Genomic DNA, 17,832 nt, shown 5'->3' with positions numbered 1-17,832 from the left:
GGGCAAGGCCATGACTGCGCTCAAATCCCTGTTCCGCAATCCCTGGTTCTGGCGCGTGCTCGGCGCGATCCTGCTCGGGCTGATCCTGTGGTTCATCGGTCCGCTGATCGCGATCGCCGATTTCCGCCCGCTCGGCTGGTGGCCGGTGACGCTGGTCGTCGCGCTGCTGCCGCTGATCGGCGTCGGCATCTACGGGTGGCTGGCGCGGCGCCGCGAGAAAAAGAAGAACGCGGCGCTGATGGAAGCGCTGGCGCCCAAGAACCCGGCCGACCATGACGAGATTTCGGCCAAGCTGGCCGAAGCGCTGGCGATGCTCAAATCCGCCAAGCTCGGCCAGCGCCAGGCCTATGCCTATCAGCTGCCCTGGTATGCGATCATCGGCCCGTCGGGCGCGGGCAAGACGACGGCGCTGCTCAATTCGGGCCTGGGCTTTCCGACCGCGGTCGCGGGCGAATATCGCGCGCTGCGCGGCCAGCCCAACACGCCCAATTGCGACTGGTGGTTCACCGACGAAGCGGTGCTGATCGACACCGCAGGACGCTATGTCACCCAGGATCTGGATGCCAAGGCGGACGCGGAGGGGTGGCAGAGCTTTCTCAACCTGCTGAAGCAGCACCGCCCGCTCCAGCCCTTGAACGGCGTGATCGTCGCCATCCCCGCCCCCGATTTCGCCGATCCGGCGAAAATGGCGTCGCATGCCCAGAACATCCGCGCACGCCTGAATGAACTGGGCGGGACGCTGGGCCAGGACCTGCCGGTCTATGTAATGATCACCAAGGCCGACCTGCTCGCCGGTTTCCGCGAATATTTCGCGCGCAGCACCGATGCGGAAAGCGATCAGGTGTTCGGCACGACCGCACCGGGCGACGGGGCAGACAATGACGCGGTGCTCAGGGGCTTCGACGATCTGGTCAGCAGCATCGCCGGGCGCGTCGTCGACCGGATGCAGAACGAGGCGCAGTTGCCGCTGCGTGGCCAGATCGCGATGTTCCCCGCCCAGCTCGCTTCGCTGCGCACGCCAATTGCCACGCTGCTCGCCGCACTCGGCCAGAAGTCGCGCTTCGACGCGCCGGCGCGGGTGCGCGGCATCTATCTCGCGTCGGGCACCCAGACCGGCAACCCGGTCGACCGCATCCTGCTGACGCAGGGCGTGCCCCCGATCGCGTCGGCCAACGCGGTCGGCCAGGGACGCAGCTATTTCCTCAAGCGGTTCTTCTCCGACCTGATCATCCCCGAACAGGGGCTGGCCGGTCGCAACGAGGCGGCCAAGCGGCGCGCACGCCAGCGTTATGTGTTCGGCATCGCGGGGGGCGCGGTGGCACTCGCCGTCGCGGTCGGACTGTGGACCTGGGGCTATTTCCGCAATGTCGAGCTGATCGACGGCATCTACACGACCTCGGCCAGCTATGCCGAAGCCGCCGGCACCTCGCGCGGCGGCAGCGCGACCGTCGAGCAGGACCTGGCCGCGCTGGGCGTTCTGGGCAGGGCGACCGCGGAGATGCGCGACGCCAGCGACTTCGCGCTCGGGCTGGGCCAGGCCGGGCGGCTGTCGGGCGAGTTGAGCGGCATCTATGGCCGCGATCTGCAACGGCGGCTGACGCCGATCCTTGCCGGCCTGGCCGAAGAGCGGTTGAGCGCCGATGTCACGCAGCCATCGGCGCTGTATGACGACCTCAAATCCTATCTGATCCTGGGCGGGCGTGGGCCGATGCAGCCCGAACAGATCCTGTCCTGGGTGCAGCCGGCCTGGCTGGCGCGCGGCGGCGGCGGCGATCCGCAAAGCGAGGCGGGCGAGCTTGCGCGCCACACCAGCGCCCTGTTCGAGGGCGGCGCCTTCCGCCCGGTCGCGGTCGACGACAGCCGGATCGAAGCCGCGCGCGCGGTGCTGCGTGCGCAACCGGCAGCGGTGCGCGTCTATGGCCGGTTGAAGAGCAAGGCGATCGAGCAGGGCGACACGATGTGGAGCGCGCGCGACAATGCCGGCCCCAGCCCCGAAATCTTCTTTGCCCCCGGCGGCGCGTTCGCCCCCGGCGCGGGCGTACCGGCGCTGTTCACCCGCACCGGCTATGACAAGACCTTCCTGCCGATCGTCGCCAGCGGCGCGCAGTTGCTGGAGGAGGAACGCTGGGTCGTCGGGGACGCCGGCGTCGCGACGAACATGTCGCCCGCCGAGCTGGGCGCGCTCAAGCGCGATCTCGAGCGCCTCTATTTCGCCGAGTTCCTCAGCCGCTGGCAGGCCTATCTGGCGGCGATGCAGCCGCGTCCGGTCACCGCGCTCGGCGACAATATCCAGCGGCTGCGCGACGGCAGCGGCCCCCTGTCGCCAATCAAGCCGCTGATGACCGCGATCGCCAAGGCGACCGACATGACCCCGCCCAAGGCGACGCCCAAGGCGCCGGGCGGGCTGATCGGCCAGGCGATGAACGCGGCCGGCATCGGCCCGTCGGCGGACGATCCGCGCACCAGCGTGGTCAACGCGTTCCTGCCGCTGCGCCTGTTTGTCGGCATTCCGGCCGGCGGCGGCGCGCCTGCGCCCAATGCGCCGATCGATGCGGCGCTGGCGACGATGGGCCAGCTCGCCGACAAGCTCAACATCGTCTCCGTCCTGCCGGGCGGCGGCGGCGGCAGCGGATCGGAACAGAGCCTTGAGGTGCGCGCGCTGGTCGCCCAGCTTGACCAGTCGGCCAATTCGATGCCCGCACCGGCCGCGATCTGGATCAAGGCGGTGGCGAGCGACGCCAATGTCGCGCTGGGCGGCGCGCGGCTGGCCCAGATGGGTGCGGCGCTCAACGCCAGTTTCGGCGACCAGTGCACCGGCACGCTGACCCGCGCCTTTCCGGTGCAGCCGGCAGCGACCGCGGAGCTCGCCATCCCCGATTTTCAGCGCTTCTTCGCCCCCCAGGGCCAGTTCGCGAAGTTCGTCGGCGAACAGCTCGCCGGCTATATCGACACGACCGCGCCCGAATGGCGCGCGCTCGACAATGCCGCCGAAGTCGGACTGACCGAAGCCAATGTCCGCGCGCTCCAGGCCGCGAACAGCGTGACGCGCACCTTCTTCGCCAGCGATCCCAATGCCGCGCGCCTCGCCTATCAGATCGAGCCGGTGGCGCTGGCCGGGGCGAGCGCGGTCAAGCTGACCATCGACGGCCAGACGCTCAACTTCGACGGCAAGGTGCCGGTGCCCGTCACCTTCGACTGGCCGGGGACCGGCGATGCGGCGGTCGAGTTCACCGTCGCCGACAGCGGCGCACCCCAGGTCCGCTCCTGGCCCGGCCAATGGGCGGTGTTCCGCATGATGAAGGCCGCAGCGATCAAGCCCGGCGCCTCGCCCGTCATCGGCGAAGGCAGCCTGACCCAGGCTGGCGCACGCTTCAACTTCCGCGTGCGCACCTTTGGCGGCACCAACCCGTTCGTCGTCGACCCCTTCGTCAAGATCGCGTGCCCCAGCCCCGCAATGGGCGCGACCGCCGCGCTCGGCTGAACCCGATCAGGCGACGAGCAGCGGCACCCGCGCGATCTGGGCGAGCGCGGTGTCGACGTCGACCTCACTGCCATAAGGCGTCCCGGCCCAGGCCGCGGCAAGCTCCGCCCGGTCGCGGCTGCCGTCGAGCAGCGCCACGAATGCACGCGGTCCCGGCGCCTCGAACGCGACGACGCGATGGTCGAGGGTGAACAGCGTGGTGCCGCCCAGCGCGATCTGGGCGCGCGCGACCGGGCTGGCGCAGGGCCGCGCGCCCGGAATCATCCGCGCGGGCACGGGCGTGCTGTGCAGCGTCAACACCTCGCTGCGATAAAGCGTGACCAGCGCTTCGGCACGATCGGGGGAGTCCGCAATGCGCGCCAGCGGCACGCGCGCCGGCCACGCCGTCGCCATCGCCTCGAGCAGGTCGCACAATTGCGCGTCCGCCACCTCGAACGGATCTTCGCCCAGCCGGAAATGGGTCGCGCCGGTGCGCTGCACGCGCGATGCGCCGTACAGCCGGGCAAACACCGACGGATCCAGCTGCCGCGCGGGCGCACAGCCGGCGCGCACGAACAGGCTCTGGTGGAAGAAGGCGACGCTTTCGTAATCGCTGACCTGCGCGGCGCGGACGACCGCGGCATCGTCGGTCGCCCCGCCGGGCAGGACCCCGGGCAGGCCGTCGCGCACCATCGTCGATCCCGCGTCGTTCAGGAAGCGCAGGCCGTGGCCGGCGGCCGCGGCGACGACGTCGCTCAGCGACTGCGGCGCATAGCTTTCGCCCAGCTCGTCATGGAACAGGGTGCCGAGATTCTTGCTCAGCATCGGGCGGGCGACATCGCGCATCGCCTGCAGCACCGGGCGATCGCCGTCGTGCGGGCGCGAAAAGGCGAGCAGGCAGTCGTGCGCCGCGCGCACCCGCGCGACCGGGTCGGTGATGCCTTCGACATGATGCAGCAGCATGTCGCGAACCGCCCGGCGCAGATGCCCGCCGGGCAGCGCGTTGTAGCTGATGAAGGCGATGCCCCGGTCCGACAGCACCCGCCCGATCAGCCGCATCGTCGCCGCGCGCACCGCATCGGGCACCCAGGCATAAAGGCCGTGGGCGATCACATAATCATAGGGGCCCGCCATCGTCTCCGCGCGGTCGAGCAGGTCGCCATGCTCGATGCGGACATTGGTCAGCCCGGCCGCGTCGGCCAGCCGCACGCCGCGCGCCACCGCCTCGCGCGACAGGTCGAAGCTGTCGAACTGTGCCTCGGGATAGGCAGCCGCGAGCGCGATCTGGCCGACCCCGTCGCCGCCGGCGATTTCCAGCACGCGCGCGCGCGTGATGTCGGGCGGGTCGAGCCCGTGAAGGAGGGCGATCGCCGCGAGATGGTCGGGGTGCGTCGCCGGAAACAGGGTCGCGGGATAGGCGACATCGTCATAGGCGGTCGTGCCGCTCATTCCCGCCGCCCCCTGCGCGCGATTGCCGAGCCGATCAGCTGGCCTTGGCGAACTCGACCCGGCGGTTGACGGCTGCGCGCGGTGTCGTGCCCGGACGCGGGCGTTGATAGCCGAAACCGCGCGTCTCGATCCGGCCCGGATCGACACCGAGCGAGGTCAGATAGGCCGCCACCGCCTCGGCACGGCGGCGCGACAGGTCGAGATTATAGTCCGCCGCGCCGATCGCGTCGGTATGCCCCTCGATCCGGAACTTCTGCCCGGCCAGCACCGGCGACTCGAGCGCCTTGGCAAAGGCGCGCACCTCGGCACGCGCCTGGTCGGTCAGGTCGGCCGAACCCAGCGCAAAGGTGACCATCATGTCGATGCCGCCGCTGGTCGTCGGCGGTGCGGGACGCCGCGTCGGGGTGCGCGCGCCCGCGGTCGCCACCGGGCGACGCGACGGTGCCGCAGCCGACGCCGCGGGCGGGCGCGAAGGCGCGCTGGTCGATGTGGCGCTGCTCGCCGGCTTGGCGGCGTTGGGCTTGGCCAGGCTGAACGCCTTTTCGTCGCCGATCTCGATCTGCGCGCCCGGGTCGGCGGGCGCGTCGCCGCACACGCCGCTCAGCTGACACACGATCTGGTCGGGCGTGTTGACCGATGTCTGGGCATGCGCCGGCGGCGCTCCCATCCCCATTCCGACGCCCAGAACCGCATAAAGCGCCATGTTGCGCGAGAGCCTTGCCATGCCGTGTCCCCTTGCTAGCGACTCGCTAACCATCCTGTCGGCAGGATAGGTGGGGCGGGCCCGAATGACAAATGTCGATCGGTGGCGATGCCGCCCGCGCTGCCCCGGTTGCGGACGGCGGCGGGCGGGCTAGGATGCCACATCGTCCGGCGGTCCGGACGGCATCGCCGCGGCAAGGAAGCGCATGACCCTGATCCTCACCCCCCGCCCCGCGCCCGGCAGCCAGGCTGCGGCGGTGGCGGCGACACGCTTCGCGCAGGGACCCGTGACGATCGGCCGGGCGGGCGATTGCCAGCTCGTTCTGCCTGATGCGACCAGCGTGATCTCGTCGCGCCACTGCCGGATCGATCGGACTGCGTCGGGCTGGGCGGTGCACGACACCAGCACCAACGGCACGTGGCTCAACGGCCAGCGGCTGGCGGCACCACAACATCTGCGCGACGGCGATGTCCTGCGCATCGGCGGGTACGACATCGGCGTGAACGTGGCGGCGGCGGGTGCAGCCGCGCCCGACACCGATCCCTGGCGCCGCGGCGCGACGGCGTCGCCCGCCGCTGCACCCGCGCCCCCGCGCACCGCGGCAGAGGCCGGCAATGCCGCCGCCCTGCTCTGCACGGCCGCAGGCATCCGCCGCGATCAGGTCGCGGCCACCGATGGCGTGGTGCTGCAGGCGGCGGGCGCGATGCTGCGCGCGGCAGTGACCGGCGTGGCGGCAATGACCGCCGCGCGCGGCCGTGCGCGCGCCGAAATCGGGCTGAGCGCCGACCCGGTTGCGGGCAACCCCCTGCAATCGGGCCAGCCGGCGGAGATGCTCCTCGCGCGGCTGCTGACCGCGCCCGGCCCGGGGGCGGAGGCGATGACCGGCGCGCTCGCCGATCTCGACGCGCATCAGCGCGCGACCCTGACCGCGATGCAACAGGCGCTGCGGGCGACGCTGGATCATTTCGCGCCGGAGCCCATCCTGCGCCGCGCCGGGGGCAAGCCCGATGCCGCGTGGCGGCTCTACGCCGAAGCCTTCGCCGCCGACGACGGCTTCATCGAAACCTTCGCGCGCGAGCTTACCGCCGCCTATGCCCGACGGACGGCCGATCGCCCGGGCGGCTGAACAAAAAAAGGGGCCACCAACGGCGGCCCCAGCTGTCTTGGGAAACCAAAAGGGAGAACTTCATGCCTGCGTCCAATCAGGCGGGTCGAGCTATGCCACGACAGACCTAAACGTCGCGTTAACGACGCGACATTCCGGCCTCAACTGCCCGTGCACGCGCCCATGCGTCGCGCGTTGAGCTCGAGGTGAAAGGGTGCGCCGGACGCAACGCCCTGGGTCTCGATCCGCACCGATCGCGGCGTCACCAGGTCGATCGTGGTCCGGCCATAGCCGCTGCCGGGGCAGGTATAGTGAATGGTCCCGTGCGCGGTGCGATCGTCGATCACGTAGCGCGAACAGCCGCCGCGCGGATGCTGGAGCTGGATCAGCGTTTCCATGTCGCCCAGGCAGATGCTGCGCTCGCCACCGCGCGGCCCGATCTCGCGCAATTGCCACTGACCGAGTTCCAGCCCGCGCAGCACGGCGAGCGTCGGCGCATCGGCGGCAGCCAGCGGCAGCGCCAGCGTCGCCGCCACCGCCCCAGCCATCATCGCCGTCAAGCGCCGCATCCGCACGTCCGCAACTCCTCCACCGCTCTATCCAGCAACCTCGCGATCCTCGCGGCACCCGCCGGCCGCGTCTATCGCGAAACGGGGCCATTTCCGTCCGCCGGCAACGCGATCCTTACATCGCCAGAGGTAAATATTCAGGCGACATCGGCAAGCGACACCGGAAAGCTGCGCGCGCAAAAGGCGCAATCGACGTTGATGACGCCATTTTCGTCCGCCATTTCCGCGCGGTCGATTTCCGAAAACTTCGCCAGCACCTGGCTGATATAGGTCGCATCGCAGCGGCAGCCGCGCGACAGCGCGGTCGCCGGAAAGACGCGTACCTCGCGCTCCTCGTTGAACAGCCGCCAGATCAGCGACTCCAGCGGGATCGTCGCATCGGTCAGTTCCTCGCCCGACATCGTCGCGCCCAGCGTCTCGACATGCTGCCATTCGGGGTGGTCGAGCCGGGTGTGCAGCCGCTCGCGCCCCTCCTCGCCATCGGGCAGATGCTGGAGCAGCAGGCCCCCGGCGACCATCCGGCCACCGGCGTCGCGCCGCGTGCCCAGCCGCACCAGGCTGGGGATCTGTTCCGACTGGAGGAAATAGCTCTGCGCGGCCTCCGCCAGCGACGCACCGTCGAGCGGCACGATGCCCTGATAGCGTTCGCGCGTCACCGACTGGTCGAACGTCACCGCCAGATAGCCGTTGCCGAACAGCGCGAACAACGACGGCTCGTCGGGCCCTTCGCTCAGCCGGTCGGCGTCATACTGGATATAGCCGCGCACCGCGCCGTTCAGATAGTCGCAGACCAGCAGGCTGATGATGCCGCCCTGGGTCTGCGCCTGGAGCGTCAGCTGCCCCTCGCCGTCCTTCAGCGTCGATCCCAGCAGTGCGGCCAGCGTCAGCGCCTCCGCCAGCAGCGTTTCGATCGCGGGCGGATAGGCATGCGCATTCAGGATCGTGTCGAGCGTCGGGCCGAGCCGGGCGATACGCCCGCGCGCATTCCGGTCGGGAATCATGAACCCGATGGCGCGATCGAGTTCGGCAACAGCGTCAGTCATCGTGGAATCCGTTCGGGCGCAGTCTGGCGAAGTCCCCGTCCCCTCTCGCCCGTTCCGAAGAGGAAGATCAACCCCCGGATACGCGCAGGGCAAACGGCATTCGCTGCATTGGACTTACAGATAGGAAGAAATCGGCGTGCCGCAACTCACCCGATTTGGCCGAAGCACCAGCGCAGGATCGACTTCTGCGCGTGCAGCCGGTTTTCGGCCTCCGCCCAGATGCGCGATTGCGGTCCGTCGATCACCTCCGCCACCACCTCCTCGCCGCGATGCGCGGGCAGGCAGTGGAGAAAGATCGCGTCGGGTTTCGCCAGCGCCATCAGCTCCGTTGTGACCTGATAGGGCATCATCGCCGCCAGCTTTTCTTCGGCATGATCCTGGCCCATCGAGATCCAGGTGTCGGTGACGATCACATCGGCGTCGCGCACCGCATCGGCGGCGTCGCGGCACAGCCGGGCCCGCCCGCCCGCCGCCGCCAGCACTGCGGGATCCGGATCATAGCCCTCCGGACACGCCGCCACGACGTCGAAATGCATCAGCCCACCCGCCTCGACGATCGAATGCAGCACGTTGTTGCCGTCGCCCAGCCACGCCCATTTCAGGCCGGGCAGCGCCTTGCCGCTTTCGATGACGGTCAGCAGGTCGGCGACAATCTGGCACGGATGGCTCAGGTCGGTCAGGCCGTTGATGACGGGGACGCTGGCATGATGCGCCATTTCGGCGAGCTTCACGGGATCGTCGGTGCGCGCCATGATCGCGTCGCAATAGCCCGACAGCACCCGCGCGGTGTCCGCCACCGTCTCGCCGCGCCCGAGTTGTGTCGTCCCGGCCTCCAGGATCACCGCGCTGCCGCCCAGCTGGCGGATCGCCAGGTCGAACGACACGCGCGTGCGCGTCGAGCTCTTCTCGAATACCATCGCCAGCGTGTGGCCGGCGAGCGGCGCGTCGGCATCCGGCCTGCCCTTCGGCCAGCCGCGCCGCGCCGCCTTGCGGTCGATCGCGTCGTTGAGCATCGCGGCGATCGCGTCGCCGCCGGCTGAACTCAGGTCGAGAAAATGGCGCATCAAAAATCCTCCCCCAGCTCGCTGGGGGAGGGGGACCGCGCCCAGCGCGGTGGAGGGGGGCCCTCTACCCGCGACGCGCCGCCAACTCCCCTCCACCAGCTGCGCTGGTCCCCCTCCCCGAGCAAGCTCGGGGAGGATCCGTTTCAAGCCGCCTTCTGCATCGCGTAGCTGCGCGCACCCGCGCTCAGCTTTTCGACCGCCTCGGCGATATGGCTTTCGTCGATGATCAGCGGCGGCAGGATGCGCACGACATTCTCGCCCGCCGCAACCGTCAGCAGCCCATGGTGATCGCGCAGATGCGCGACGAAGTCGCGGCTGACCGCCGGCTCTTTCATGCGCAGCCCGCACATCAGGCCGATGCCGCGGATTTCGTCGAACAGATCGTCGTGATTGGGGATCATCTGCGCCAGCGCCGCGCGCAGCCGGTCGCTCATCGCGGTGACATGGTCGAGGAACCCCGGCTCCAGCATCACGTCGAGGATGGCATTGCCCGCCGCCATCGCCAGCGGATTGCCGCCATAGGTCGATCCGTGGGTGCCGAACACCATCCCCTTCGCGGCCTTTTCGGTGGCGAGGCACGCACCGAGCGGGAAGCCGCCGGCAATCCCCTTGGCCGACGCCAGGATGTCGGGCTCGATGCCGTAATGCTCGTACGCCCACATCTTGCCGGTGCGCCCGTAGCCGCACTGCACCTCGTCGAGCACCAGCAACAGGCCGTGTTCGTCCGCCGCCTTGCGCAATCCCTGGATGAACTCGGGCGTGCCCGCGCTCACCCCGCCCTCGCCCTGCACGGTTTCGACCAGGAAGCCGGCGGTCTCGTCATCGATCGCCGCCAGCGCGCCGTCGAGATCGTTGAAGCGGACATAGTCGAAACCGGGCAGCAGCGGCTCGAACCCGTCGCGCATCTTGGCCTGGTTGGTCGCCGAGATTGCGCCCATCGTGCGGCCGTGAAAGGCGTTGTGGAAGGTGATGAGCTTGTGCCGCTCAGGGTTGCCCTCGGCATAATGATAGCGGCGCGCGGTCTTGATCGCGCACTCGATCGCCTCGGCGCCCGAATTGGTGAAGAACACCGTGTCGGCAAAGCTGTTGGCGACGATCCGCGCGGCCAGCGCCTCGCCCTGCGGGCTGCCATAGAGGTTGCTGACATGCATCAGCGTCGCGGCCTGTTCCTGGATCGCCTTGGTCAGGTGCGGGTGGCCATGCCCCAGGCAGTTGACCGCGATGCCGCTCGCGAAATCCAGATATTTCTCGCCGCGCTCGCCATAGAGATAGACGCCCTCGCCGCGCACCGGACGCACATCGCACCGTGGGTAAACGGGCATGAGCGCGGGGATCGACATGGCAAAGCTCCTGTAATGGCGGGACGAAACGGCCGGATCGGGCTCCGGGTCAAATACAAACGGGCGGCCCGGTGGCCGCCCGTCGCCATCATTTACCGGGACCGGCCGGGGCGCGTCAACACCACGCCCGCGCGCGCCAGGGTCAGCTCTTGAGCTTCCAGCCGCGCCGCAACAGCGCATAGCAGACGCCGACCAGCACGATGTTGAGCACCAGCAGGATCACCGCGCCGGTGACGACGTCGGTATCCGCGGTCTGCAGAAAGCCGTAACGGAAGCCCGAAATGACATAGAAGAACGGATTGAGGTGGCTGATCGCCCGGAAGGTCGGGCTGAGCGCGTCAACCGAGTAGAAGGTGCCCGACAGCAGCGACAGCGGCGCGACGACGAAATTGGTGATCGCGGCGGCATGATCGAACTTCTCCGCCCAGATCGACGTCATCACGCCCAGACAAGCGAGAAAGCCGGATCCCATCAGCCCGAAATAGAGGATCGCCAGCGGGTGGCGCGGCGTCACGTCGACCCCCCACAGCGCCATCGCCAGCCATACCGTGCCACCGACGCAGATCGCGCGCGTCACCGCACCGCCGACCAGTCCGGCAAGCAGCTCCCCGGTCGACAGGGGCGGCATCAGATAGTCGACGATCGTGCCCTGGATCTTGCCGACCAGCAGCGAGAAGCTGGAATTGGCGAACGCGTTCTGCAGCATCGCCATGACGATCAGCCCGGGCGCGATGAATTCGGCAAAGGGTACGCCCAGCACGGTCCGCCCGCTGCCGCCCAGCGCGACGGTAAAGATCGCCAGGTAAAGCAGCGTCGTGACCGCCGGTGCCCAGATGGTTTGCAGCTGCACCTTGAAGAACCGGCGCACCTCCTTGATATAGAGCGCCTTGAGCCCGCCCCAGTTGACGTTCCGGATCGTCGGGACACCGGGGGCGGCAAGGATCGAATCGGTTAGCGGCGCTGCGGTTCGGGAGTCGGTTTGGGGCTGGTCCGTCATGCGCTTCTCGCGTAGTCGCTCCGCCTTCGCCCCGCAACCGTTCCGACGCGCCGGGACCATGAAACAGGACGACGCATGAGCTGGACCGAAGAACGCATCGAAATGCTGGCGAAGATGTGGGCGTCGGGCATGACCGCCAGCCAGATCGCCGAGGAACTGGGCGGCATCAGCCGCAACGCCGTGATCGGCAAGGCGCATCGCCTGGGCCTGAAACCGCGCCCCTCGCCGGTGAAGTCGAACGACACCGATGCCGCGAAGGCGACGGCCGCTCCCGCCGCCCCGGTCGCCGAAGCACCGGTCGAGGCCAAGGTCGCCGCCCCCGTCGCATCGCCGGCCCCCGCAGCGCCGAAGCCCGAGCCGACGCCGCCTGCTCCCCCCGCCGCCGTCGCCGCCGAACCGCCGGCGCGCGAGGATGCAGCGGCCGCCCCCGAGCCGGTCGCGCGCGCTGATACGCCGACGCTGCGCTCGGTCGGCCCTGGCGGCTTCCTGCGCCAGAACCCGGGCGAGCAGAGCGCACCGATCCAGCCCGCGCCGCCCCGCCGGCTGGTGCCCGCCAAGCCCAGCGAGGCGATCGCGGGCAAGACGACGCTGCTCGATCTCAACGACCGCATCTGCAAATGGCCGCTGGGCCACCCCGGCGAGCCCGATTTCCACTTCTGTGGGGAAAAGGTGAACCCCGGCTTCCCCTATTGCGTGGACCATTGCGGGCATGCCTACCAGGCGCAACTGCCGCGCCGCGATCGCCGCCCGCCGCCGCCGCTGCCCTATGGCGGGCCGCGCGTCCGCTGATCGGATCACGCGAATTGCGTGAATGAAACGTCCGGCCGTGCGCAATCGCGCTTGACGGCCGGACGCCAGCGGCGAATTCGCGTCCCCGGCATGGCGTAAACTGCGTGGATGCGCCGACCGCGCGTCGCGATCGGGCGCTAAGGCCATTGCGGCTAGACCCCGGGGCATGGCTCAGCTCACCCCCAGGCTCCTGATCGACCGCCGCGGCACCGCGCTGATCGAATTTGCGCTGCTCGCGCCCATCCTGATCGCGCTGCTGATCGGCATGGCCGCCTATGGCCATTATTTCCTGATCGCGCACAGCGCCCAGCAACTTGCCAACGACGCCGCGCGCGCCAGCATCGCCGGCCTGTCCGCCGAGGAACGCGAGGACATCGCGCGGCTGAGCGTCCAGCGCGGCGCGGGGACCGTCGCCGGGATCGATCCCGCCCACATCCTCGCCAGCGTGGAGGAGGATGGCGGCGCGATCACGGTCGAGGTTTCAGTGGACGCGCGCACCGCGCCGCTGATGAACATTCCGCTGGTGCCCATGCCCAGCCCGGTGATCCGCAAGCGCGGCATCGCGCATCCCGGCGGGGTGCTGTGATGCGCGTGCCGGTCCTGCGCGACCTGGCGCGCGATCGGCGCGGCGGTGCCGCCGTTCTGGTCGCCGGCGCGATGCCGATGCTGATCGCGGGCGCGGCGCTGGCGGTCGATATCGGCGCGGTGCAGCTCGACACCCGCAGGCTCCAGGGGATTGCCGACAGCGCCGCGCTCGCTGCCGCCCGGCACCCCGACCGCGCCGAAGCGGCGGTCGCGGCGGTGATCGCACAAGCCGGCTGGCGCGGACAGATCACGCCGCGCATCGTACGGGGCGATTATCGGGCCGACCCCGCCGTGCCGCCCGACCTGCGTTTCAGCGCCGCTGCCACGGGCGGGGGCAACGCCTTTGCCGTGACGCTGGCCGCCACCTCACCCACTTACTTCGCCCGCGTCTTCGGCCAGGACCAGGTCGCGATCGCGCGGCGTGCGACCGCGGCGCGTCAGGACAGCGCAGCTTTCTCGATCGGGACGCGCCTCGCCGCGCTGGAGGGCGGGATCGTCAATGCGCTGCTGTCGGGGCTGCTCGGGACCAGTGTCGGGCTGTCGGTCGCCGACTATCAGGCGCTGGTCGCCGCCGATGTCGACCTGCTCACCTATCTCGACGCGGTGGCGACGCGCGCCCGCATCGACGCAGCCAGCTATGACGAGATTCTCGCGCGCGACGTCAGCGGCCCCACCGCGATCGAGGCGCTGGCCGACACCGTCGACGACGCCACGGCCAAGGCGGCGCTGCGGGCGATGGCGGCGGGTGCGCGTGGCGATGCCATCGCCCTGGACGCGCTGATCGACCTTGGCCCGGCCGGCGCACGCGATACCGGCCCGGCGGGGATGGCACGCGTCGACGCGCTGTCGATGCTGCGCGCGATCGCGGAAATGAGCAATGGCCGGCGGCAGGTCGAGGCCGACCTGCCCGCCACGGTGCCCCGGGTCGCGAGCACGCGGGTCACGCTCGCGATCGGCGAACGCCCCGCGCAATCGCCCTTTGTCGCGGTCAGCGCCGACGGCACGCCCATCCTGCGCACCGCGCAGGTCCGCATGCTGATCGCATCGCGGTTGACCGGCGCGTCACTGCCCGGACTGGGCGGCAACCTGACCGTCAACGTGCCGGTCTTCGTCGAGCTGGCAGCCGGGGAGGCGCGGCTGGCGGCGATCGACTGCGATGCGTCGGCTGGCCCCCGCGTCACGCTGGACGCACGCCCGGGGCTCGGCCGCGTCGCGATTGCCCAGCCGGACATGACGCGCTTTGCCGACTTTACCCAGCCGCTGCCGCTCGCATCCGCGCGCCTGGTCAATGTCGCCGGGCTGGTGCGCGTCAACGGCACCGCGCTGGTCGACCTGGGCGCCGCGGAACCGTGGCAGGCGGCGATCTTCGCAGGCGACGAAATCGGCGATGGCACGATCAAGCGCGTGTCGAGCGGCCATGCGGTCGAGGGCGTGGCGTCCAGCCTGATCGGGACGGTCAAGATCGACGTCCAGCTGCTCGGGCTGCTGCCGGTGCCGGCGACACCGATCGTTCAGGCGCTGGGGGGCGTGCTGGCGACGGTGGCGCCGGCATTGGACGGGCTCGTCGACACCCTCACCGGACTGATCGGCGTGCGCTACGGCCAGGCCGACCTGCAGGCCACCGGCGTGCGGTGCGGCCAGCCCTTTCTGGTCGCCTGATCTGCCGGAGCGGGGAAAGCGCCTGCGCCCCCCGCCCCGGCCGCACGATCAGAAGCGGAACGCCGCCGTCGCGCGGATGCTGTGCCAGCGGAAATTGTCGCTGCTGCGGCGCAGGTCCGAACCGGCGGCATTGCCGAGCAGGAACGGGTTGGTCGCCGGTGCCGTGCCCGGATTGACGTTCACGACATAGTCGTCCTCGTTCAGGTCGGTGTAGAGATATTCCAGCCCGACCGAGAAATTGCGGCCCAGCTTCTGCTCGATGCCGCCGCCGGCGGTGTAGCCCCAGCTGTTCGACTTGCCGTTGTTGGTGAAGGCATTGGCGGTGTTGGTGGTGCTGAAGCTGTTGTTGATCCGGCCATAGGACGGGCCGAACGTGCCGTAGAACAGCGTCGTGTTCGCCGCATAGCCGGCACGCGCGCGGATGCTGGCGTTCCAGTCCAGCTCGCGGGTCAGGACATAGTTGGCGGGCGTGGTGCTGAACGCGGTCACGCTGTCGCGCACTTCCGACTTGCCGAATTCACCGACGAAACCGAGCACGATGTTGCCGAACTGGGTATCGGCACCGGCGCGGACATAATATTCGATGCCGTCATCGTCGTTGGTGCAATTGCCGGGCAGCGCGGAGGTCGCGCGGCCGTTGCAGAAGCCGGGCGAGAAGGCGTTGGCGCCCGCGACGGTCGTGATCGTGTCGTTGAAATTGCCGTCGCGATTGCGGTCGAACACCACGCTTTCGCCGACGTCGTTGCCCTGGATCGAATAGCCGAACGATCCGCCGACATAGACGCCCTCATAGGGCTCTTCCTCGCCGCCGCTGGTATCCTGGGCATAGGCCGGGGCCGTGAGCGCGAACAGCGCGGCAGTCGCGAGAAGCAAATTACGCATTTGGGTACTCCAGAGGTTGAACTCAGGCAGCAGATACGAACGGGGCCGGGGTTCGGCTGCACGGCTCGTCCGATTTGCGCCAGCATCTGTTGCAATGCAGCAACAGGGCTTGTCAGCCGCGCCAGGCCATTGCGGGCGCACGCGCAGTCGATATAGCCGGCATATGGCCGATGATCTGTTCGCAACCTCCACCCCCGCCGGCACCAGCTATGACGCCAGCTCGATCGAGGTGCTCGAGGGGCTGGAGCCGGTGCGGCGGCGGCCCGGCATGTATATCGGCGGCACCGACGAGCGCGCGCTCCACCACCTCGCCGCCGAAGTGCTCGACAATGCGATGGATGAGGCCGTCGCCGGCCATGCGACACGGATCGAAGTCGCGCTCGACGCCGGCAACCGCCTGACCATCGTCGACAATGGCCGCGGCATCCCGGTCGACCCGCACCCGCGTTTTCCCGACAAGTCGGCGCTGGAGGTGATCCTGTCGACGCTCCATTCGGGCGGCAAATTCTCGGGCAAGGCCTATGCCACCTCGGGCGGGCTGCACGGCGTCGGCATCAGCGTGGTCAACGCGCTGTCGATGGATACGGTGGTCGAGGTCGCGCGCGACCGCCAGCTCTATCGCCAGCGGTTCGCGCGCGGCGTCACGCTGGGGCCGATCGAGCATCTGGGCGGCACCCCCAACCGGCGCGGCACCTCGGTCGCCTTCACCCCCGACCCCGAAATCTTCGGCGAGATGCAGTTCAAGCCGCAGCGGCTCTATCGGCTCGCGCGATCGAAGGCCTATCTGTTCGCCGGCGTCGAAATCCGCTGGCGCTGCCACCCGTCGCTGGTCGGCGACGACACGCCTGCGGAGGCAGTGTTTCAGTTTCCCGGCGGGCTGGCCGATCATCTGAGGGAACAGGTGGGACCACGCGAATGCGCCACCGCCGATTTCTTCACCGGGTCACAGGATTTTCCCGACGATCAGGGCCGCGTCGAATGGGCGGTCGCCTGGCCGCTGTGGAGCGACGGGTCCTATAGCTGGTATTGCAACACCATCCCCACCCCAGACGGCGGCACGCATGAGGCCGGGCTGCGCGCCGCGCTGGTCAAGGGCATTCGCGCGTTCGGCGAGCTGGTCGGCCAGAAAAAGGCGAAGGACATCACCGCCGACGACGTGATGACGGGCTCCGAACTGATGCTGAGCGTCTTCATCCGCGATCCCCAGTTCCAGAGCCAGACCAAGGATCGCCTGACGAGTCCGGAGGCCGCCGCATTGGTCGAGCGCGCGGTGCGCGACCATTTCGACCATTTCCTCGCCGACCGCATGGATCGGGGCAAGGCGCTGCTCGCCTATGTCATCGACCGCATGGACGAACGCCTGGCGCGCAAGGCGGAGCGCGAGGTCAAGCGCAAGACCGCGACCAGCGCGCGCAAGCTGCGCCTGCCCGGCAAGCTGACCGACTGTTCCGCCGACAGTCCCGAAGGGACCGAGCTGTTCATCGTCGAGGGCGACAGCGCCGGCGGCTCCGCCAAGCAGGCGCGCGACCGCAAGACCCAGGCCATCCTGCCGATCCGCGGCAAGATCCTCAACGTCGCGTCCGCCACCTCCGCCAAGATCCTGGCGAACCAGGAAATCGCCGATCTGGTCCAGGCGCTGGGCTGCGGCACGCGCAAGGACTGCGATCCCGCCAATCTGCGTTATGACCGCGTCATCATCATGACCGACGCCGATGTCGACGGCGCGCATATCGCGACGCTGCTCATGACCTTCTTCTTCCAGGAAATGCCGGAGATCGTCCGCCAGGGGCACCTCTATCTCGCCCAGCCACCGCTCTATCGCCTGACCGCCGGCACCCGATCGCTTTACGCCCGCGACGACGCGCACCGCGCCGAGCTGGAAGCGACCGAGTTCAAGGGCAAGAAGGTCGACGTCGCCCGCTTCAAGGGGCTCGGCGAGATGAACCCGATCCAGTTGCGCGAAACCACGATGGACCCGAAGACCCGCGGCCTGATCCGCATCACGCTGCCCCAGGAATATGAGGCGCGCGCCGGCGTCAAGGACCTGGTCGACCGGCTGATGGGCACCAACCCCGCCCACCGCTTCGCCTTCATCCAGGAAAACGCCGCGCGCATCGACGAGGAAGAGATCGACGCCTGATGACGGGGGTTCTTGACGATCCGTGCGGCCGGCGCGATCGTTCCGTA

At 69.3% G+C, this 17,832-nt stretch carries 14 protein-coding genes; 6 read left to right on the top strand and 8 right to left on the bottom strand.

Annotated elements, in window-relative coordinates; translation table 11 throughout:
* Positions 1–10 precede the first annotated feature (10 nt).
* A complete protein-coding gene (gene tssM, locus GO308_RS03655; RefSeq protein ID WP_240883844.1) occupies positions 11–3,481 on the top strand; it encodes a type VI secretion system membrane subunit TssM in 3,471 nt (1,156 codons plus the stop codon).
* 6 nt (positions 3,482–3,487) lie between these two features.
* Here the strand turns inward: tssM and GO308_RS03650 are convergent, their stop codons facing one another.
* Together GO308_RS03650 and GO308_RS03645 are read right to left on the bottom strand one after the other, a co-directional pair.
* Positions 3,488–4,909 (bottom strand): class I SAM-dependent methyltransferase, encoded by a 1,422-nt coding sequence (locus tag GO308_RS03650; protein ID WP_240883843.1) that lies wholly within the window; start codon positions 4,907–4,909, stop codon positions 3,488–3,490.
* A gap of 34 nt (positions 4,910–4,943) precedes the next feature.
* Positions 4,944–5,633, bottom strand: a complete 690-nt coding sequence (locus tag GO308_RS03645; protein WP_240883842.1) for an OmpA family protein — start codon at positions 5,631–5,633, stop codon at positions 4,944–4,946.
* 184 nt (positions 5,634–5,817) lie between these two features.
* On the opposite strand from GO308_RS03645, the gene GO308_RS03640 reads away from it, so the two are divergent.
* Positions 5,818–6,738: an FHA domain-containing protein gene (locus tag GO308_RS03640; protein ID WP_240883841.1), complete on the top strand. Its 921-nt coding sequence runs from the start codon at positions 5,818–5,820 to the stop codon at positions 6,736–6,738.
* A gap of 140 nt (positions 6,739–6,878) precedes the next feature.
* Here GO308_RS03640 and GO308_RS03635 read toward each other — a convergent pair whose 3' ends face one another.
* The 5 genes from GO308_RS03635 to GO308_RS03615 form a co-directional block, all read right to left on the bottom strand.
* Positions 6,879–7,265, bottom strand: coding sequence for a hypothetical protein (locus GO308_RS03635; protein ID WP_240883840.1), 387 nt, complete (start codon positions 7,263–7,265; stop codon positions 6,879–6,881).
* 158 nt (positions 7,266–7,423) lie between these two features.
* Positions 7,424–8,329: an Hsp33 family molecular chaperone HslO gene (locus GO308_RS03630; protein WP_240883839.1), complete on the bottom strand. Its 906-nt coding sequence runs from the start codon at positions 8,327–8,329 to the stop codon at positions 7,424–7,426.
* A 146-nt stretch (positions 8,330–8,475) separates the two neighbouring features.
* Positions 8,476–9,393 carry an ornithine carbamoyltransferase gene (gene argF / locus GO308_RS03625; RefSeq protein ID WP_066547443.1) on the bottom strand — a complete coding sequence of 306 codons (918 nt, stop codon included), beginning with the start codon at positions 9,391–9,393 and terminating at the stop codon, positions 8,476–8,478.
* A gap of 143 nt (positions 9,394–9,536) precedes the next feature.
* Complete coding sequence (locus GO308_RS03620) at positions 9,537–10,733, bottom strand: aspartate aminotransferase family protein (RefSeq protein WP_066547445.1); 1,197 nt, start codon at positions 10,731–10,733, stop codon at positions 9,537–9,539.
* 142 nt (positions 10,734–10,875) lie between these two features.
* Positions 10,876–11,730, bottom strand: coding sequence for an ABC transporter permease (locus GO308_RS03615; protein WP_240883838.1), 855 nt, complete (start codon positions 11,728–11,730; stop codon positions 10,876–10,878).
* Between the two features lie 75 nt (positions 11,731–11,805).
* On the opposite strand from GO308_RS03615, the gene GO308_RS03610 reads away from it, so the two are divergent.
* From GO308_RS03610 to GO308_RS03600, 3 genes are all read left to right on the top strand, one after another.
* The gene (locus tag GO308_RS03610) at positions 11,806–12,519 is read left to right on the top strand and encodes a GcrA family cell cycle regulator (protein WP_066547447.1); all 714 of its coding nucleotides are present in this window, start codon (positions 11,806–11,808) and stop codon (positions 12,517–12,519) included.
* A 166-nt stretch (positions 12,520–12,685) separates the two neighbouring features.
* Positions 12,686–13,105 (top strand): TadE/TadG family type IV pilus assembly protein, encoded by a 420-nt coding sequence (locus tag GO308_RS03605; protein WP_240883837.1) that lies wholly within the window; start codon positions 12,686–12,688, stop codon positions 13,103–13,105.
* Positions 13,105–14,763, top strand: coding sequence for a pilus assembly protein TadG-related protein (locus GO308_RS03600; protein WP_240883836.1), 1,659 nt, complete (start codon positions 13,105–13,107; stop codon positions 14,761–14,763). The genes GO308_RS03605 and GO308_RS03600 overlap by 1 nt, the downstream gene beginning before the upstream one ends.
* A gap of 48 nt (positions 14,764–14,811) precedes the next feature.
* Here GO308_RS03600 and GO308_RS03595 read toward each other — a convergent pair whose 3' ends face one another.
* A complete protein-coding gene (locus GO308_RS03595) occupies positions 14,812–15,645 on the bottom strand; it encodes an outer membrane beta-barrel protein (RefSeq protein WP_240883835.1) in 834 nt (277 codons plus the stop codon).
* A gap of 163 nt (positions 15,646–15,808) precedes the next feature.
* Between GO308_RS03595 and parE the strand changes: the two genes are divergently transcribed.
* Positions 15,809–17,785, top strand: coding sequence for a DNA topoisomerase IV subunit B (gene parE, locus GO308_RS03590; protein ID WP_240883834.1), 1,977 nt, complete (start codon positions 15,809–15,811; stop codon positions 17,783–17,785).
* Positions 17,786–17,832 lie beyond the last annotated feature (47 nt).

The sequence above is a fragment of the Sphingomonas sp. SFZ2018-12 genome (assembly GCF_022496715.1).
In the GTDB taxonomy this organism is placed as follows: Bacteria; Pseudomonadota; Alphaproteobacteria; order Sphingomonadales; family Sphingomonadaceae; genus Sphingomonas.
The sequence above is the reverse complement of the archived record's forward strand: the minus strand, read 5'-3'. Positions and strand labels throughout refer to the sequence as shown.

Bases quoted from the DNA above. Each gene is read 5' to 3' on its own strand.
- tssM (WP_240883844.1), top strand. From the start codon at position 11: ATGACTGCGCTCAAATCCCTGTTCCGCAATCCCTGGTTCTGGCGCGTG.
- GO308_RS03620 (WP_066547445.1), bottom strand. From the start codon at position 10,733: ATGTCGATCCCCGCGCTCATGCCCGTTTACCCACGGTGCGATGTGCGT.
- GO308_RS03650 (WP_240883843.1), bottom strand. From the start codon at position 4,909: ATGAGCGGCACGACCGCCTATGACGATGTCGCCTATCCCGCGACCCTG.
- GO308_RS03610 (WP_066547447.1), top strand. From the start codon at position 11,806: ATGAGCTGGACCGAAGAACGCATCGAAATGCTGGCGAAGATGTGGGCG.
- parE (WP_240883834.1), top strand. From the start codon at position 15,809: ATGGCCGATGATCTGTTCGCAACCTCCACCCCCGCCGGCACCAGCTAT.
- GO308_RS03615 (WP_240883838.1), bottom strand. From the start codon at position 11,730: ATGACGGACCAGCCCCAAACCGACTCCCGAACCGCAGCGCCGCTAACC.
- GO308_RS03635 (WP_240883840.1), bottom strand. From the start codon at position 7,265: ATGGCTGGGGCGGTGGCGGCGACGCTGGCGCTGCCGCTGGCTGCCGCC.
- GO308_RS03640 (WP_240883841.1), top strand. From the start codon at position 5,818: ATGACCCTGATCCTCACCCCCCGCCCCGCGCCCGGCAGCCAGGCTGCG.
- GO308_RS03645 (WP_240883842.1), bottom strand. From the start codon at position 5,633: ATGGCAAGGCTCTCGCGCAACATGGCGCTTTATGCGGTTCTGGGCGTC.
- GO308_RS03630 (WP_240883839.1), bottom strand. From the start codon at position 8,329: ATGACTGACGCTGTTGCCGAACTCGATCGCGCCATCGGGTTCATGATT.
- GO308_RS03595 (WP_240883835.1), bottom strand. From the start codon at position 15,645: ATGCGTAATTTGCTTCTCGCGACTGCCGCGCTGTTCGCGCTCACGGCC.
- GO308_RS03600 (WP_240883836.1), top strand. From the start codon at position 13,105: ATGCGCGTGCCGGTCCTGCGCGACCTGGCGCGCGATCGGCGCGGCGGT.
- argF (WP_066547443.1), bottom strand. From the start codon at position 9,393: ATGCGCCATTTTCTCGACCTGAGTTCAGCCGGCGGCGACGCGATCGCC.
- GO308_RS03605 (WP_240883837.1), top strand. From the start codon at position 12,686: ATGGCTCAGCTCACCCCCAGGCTCCTGATCGACCGCCGCGGCACCGCG.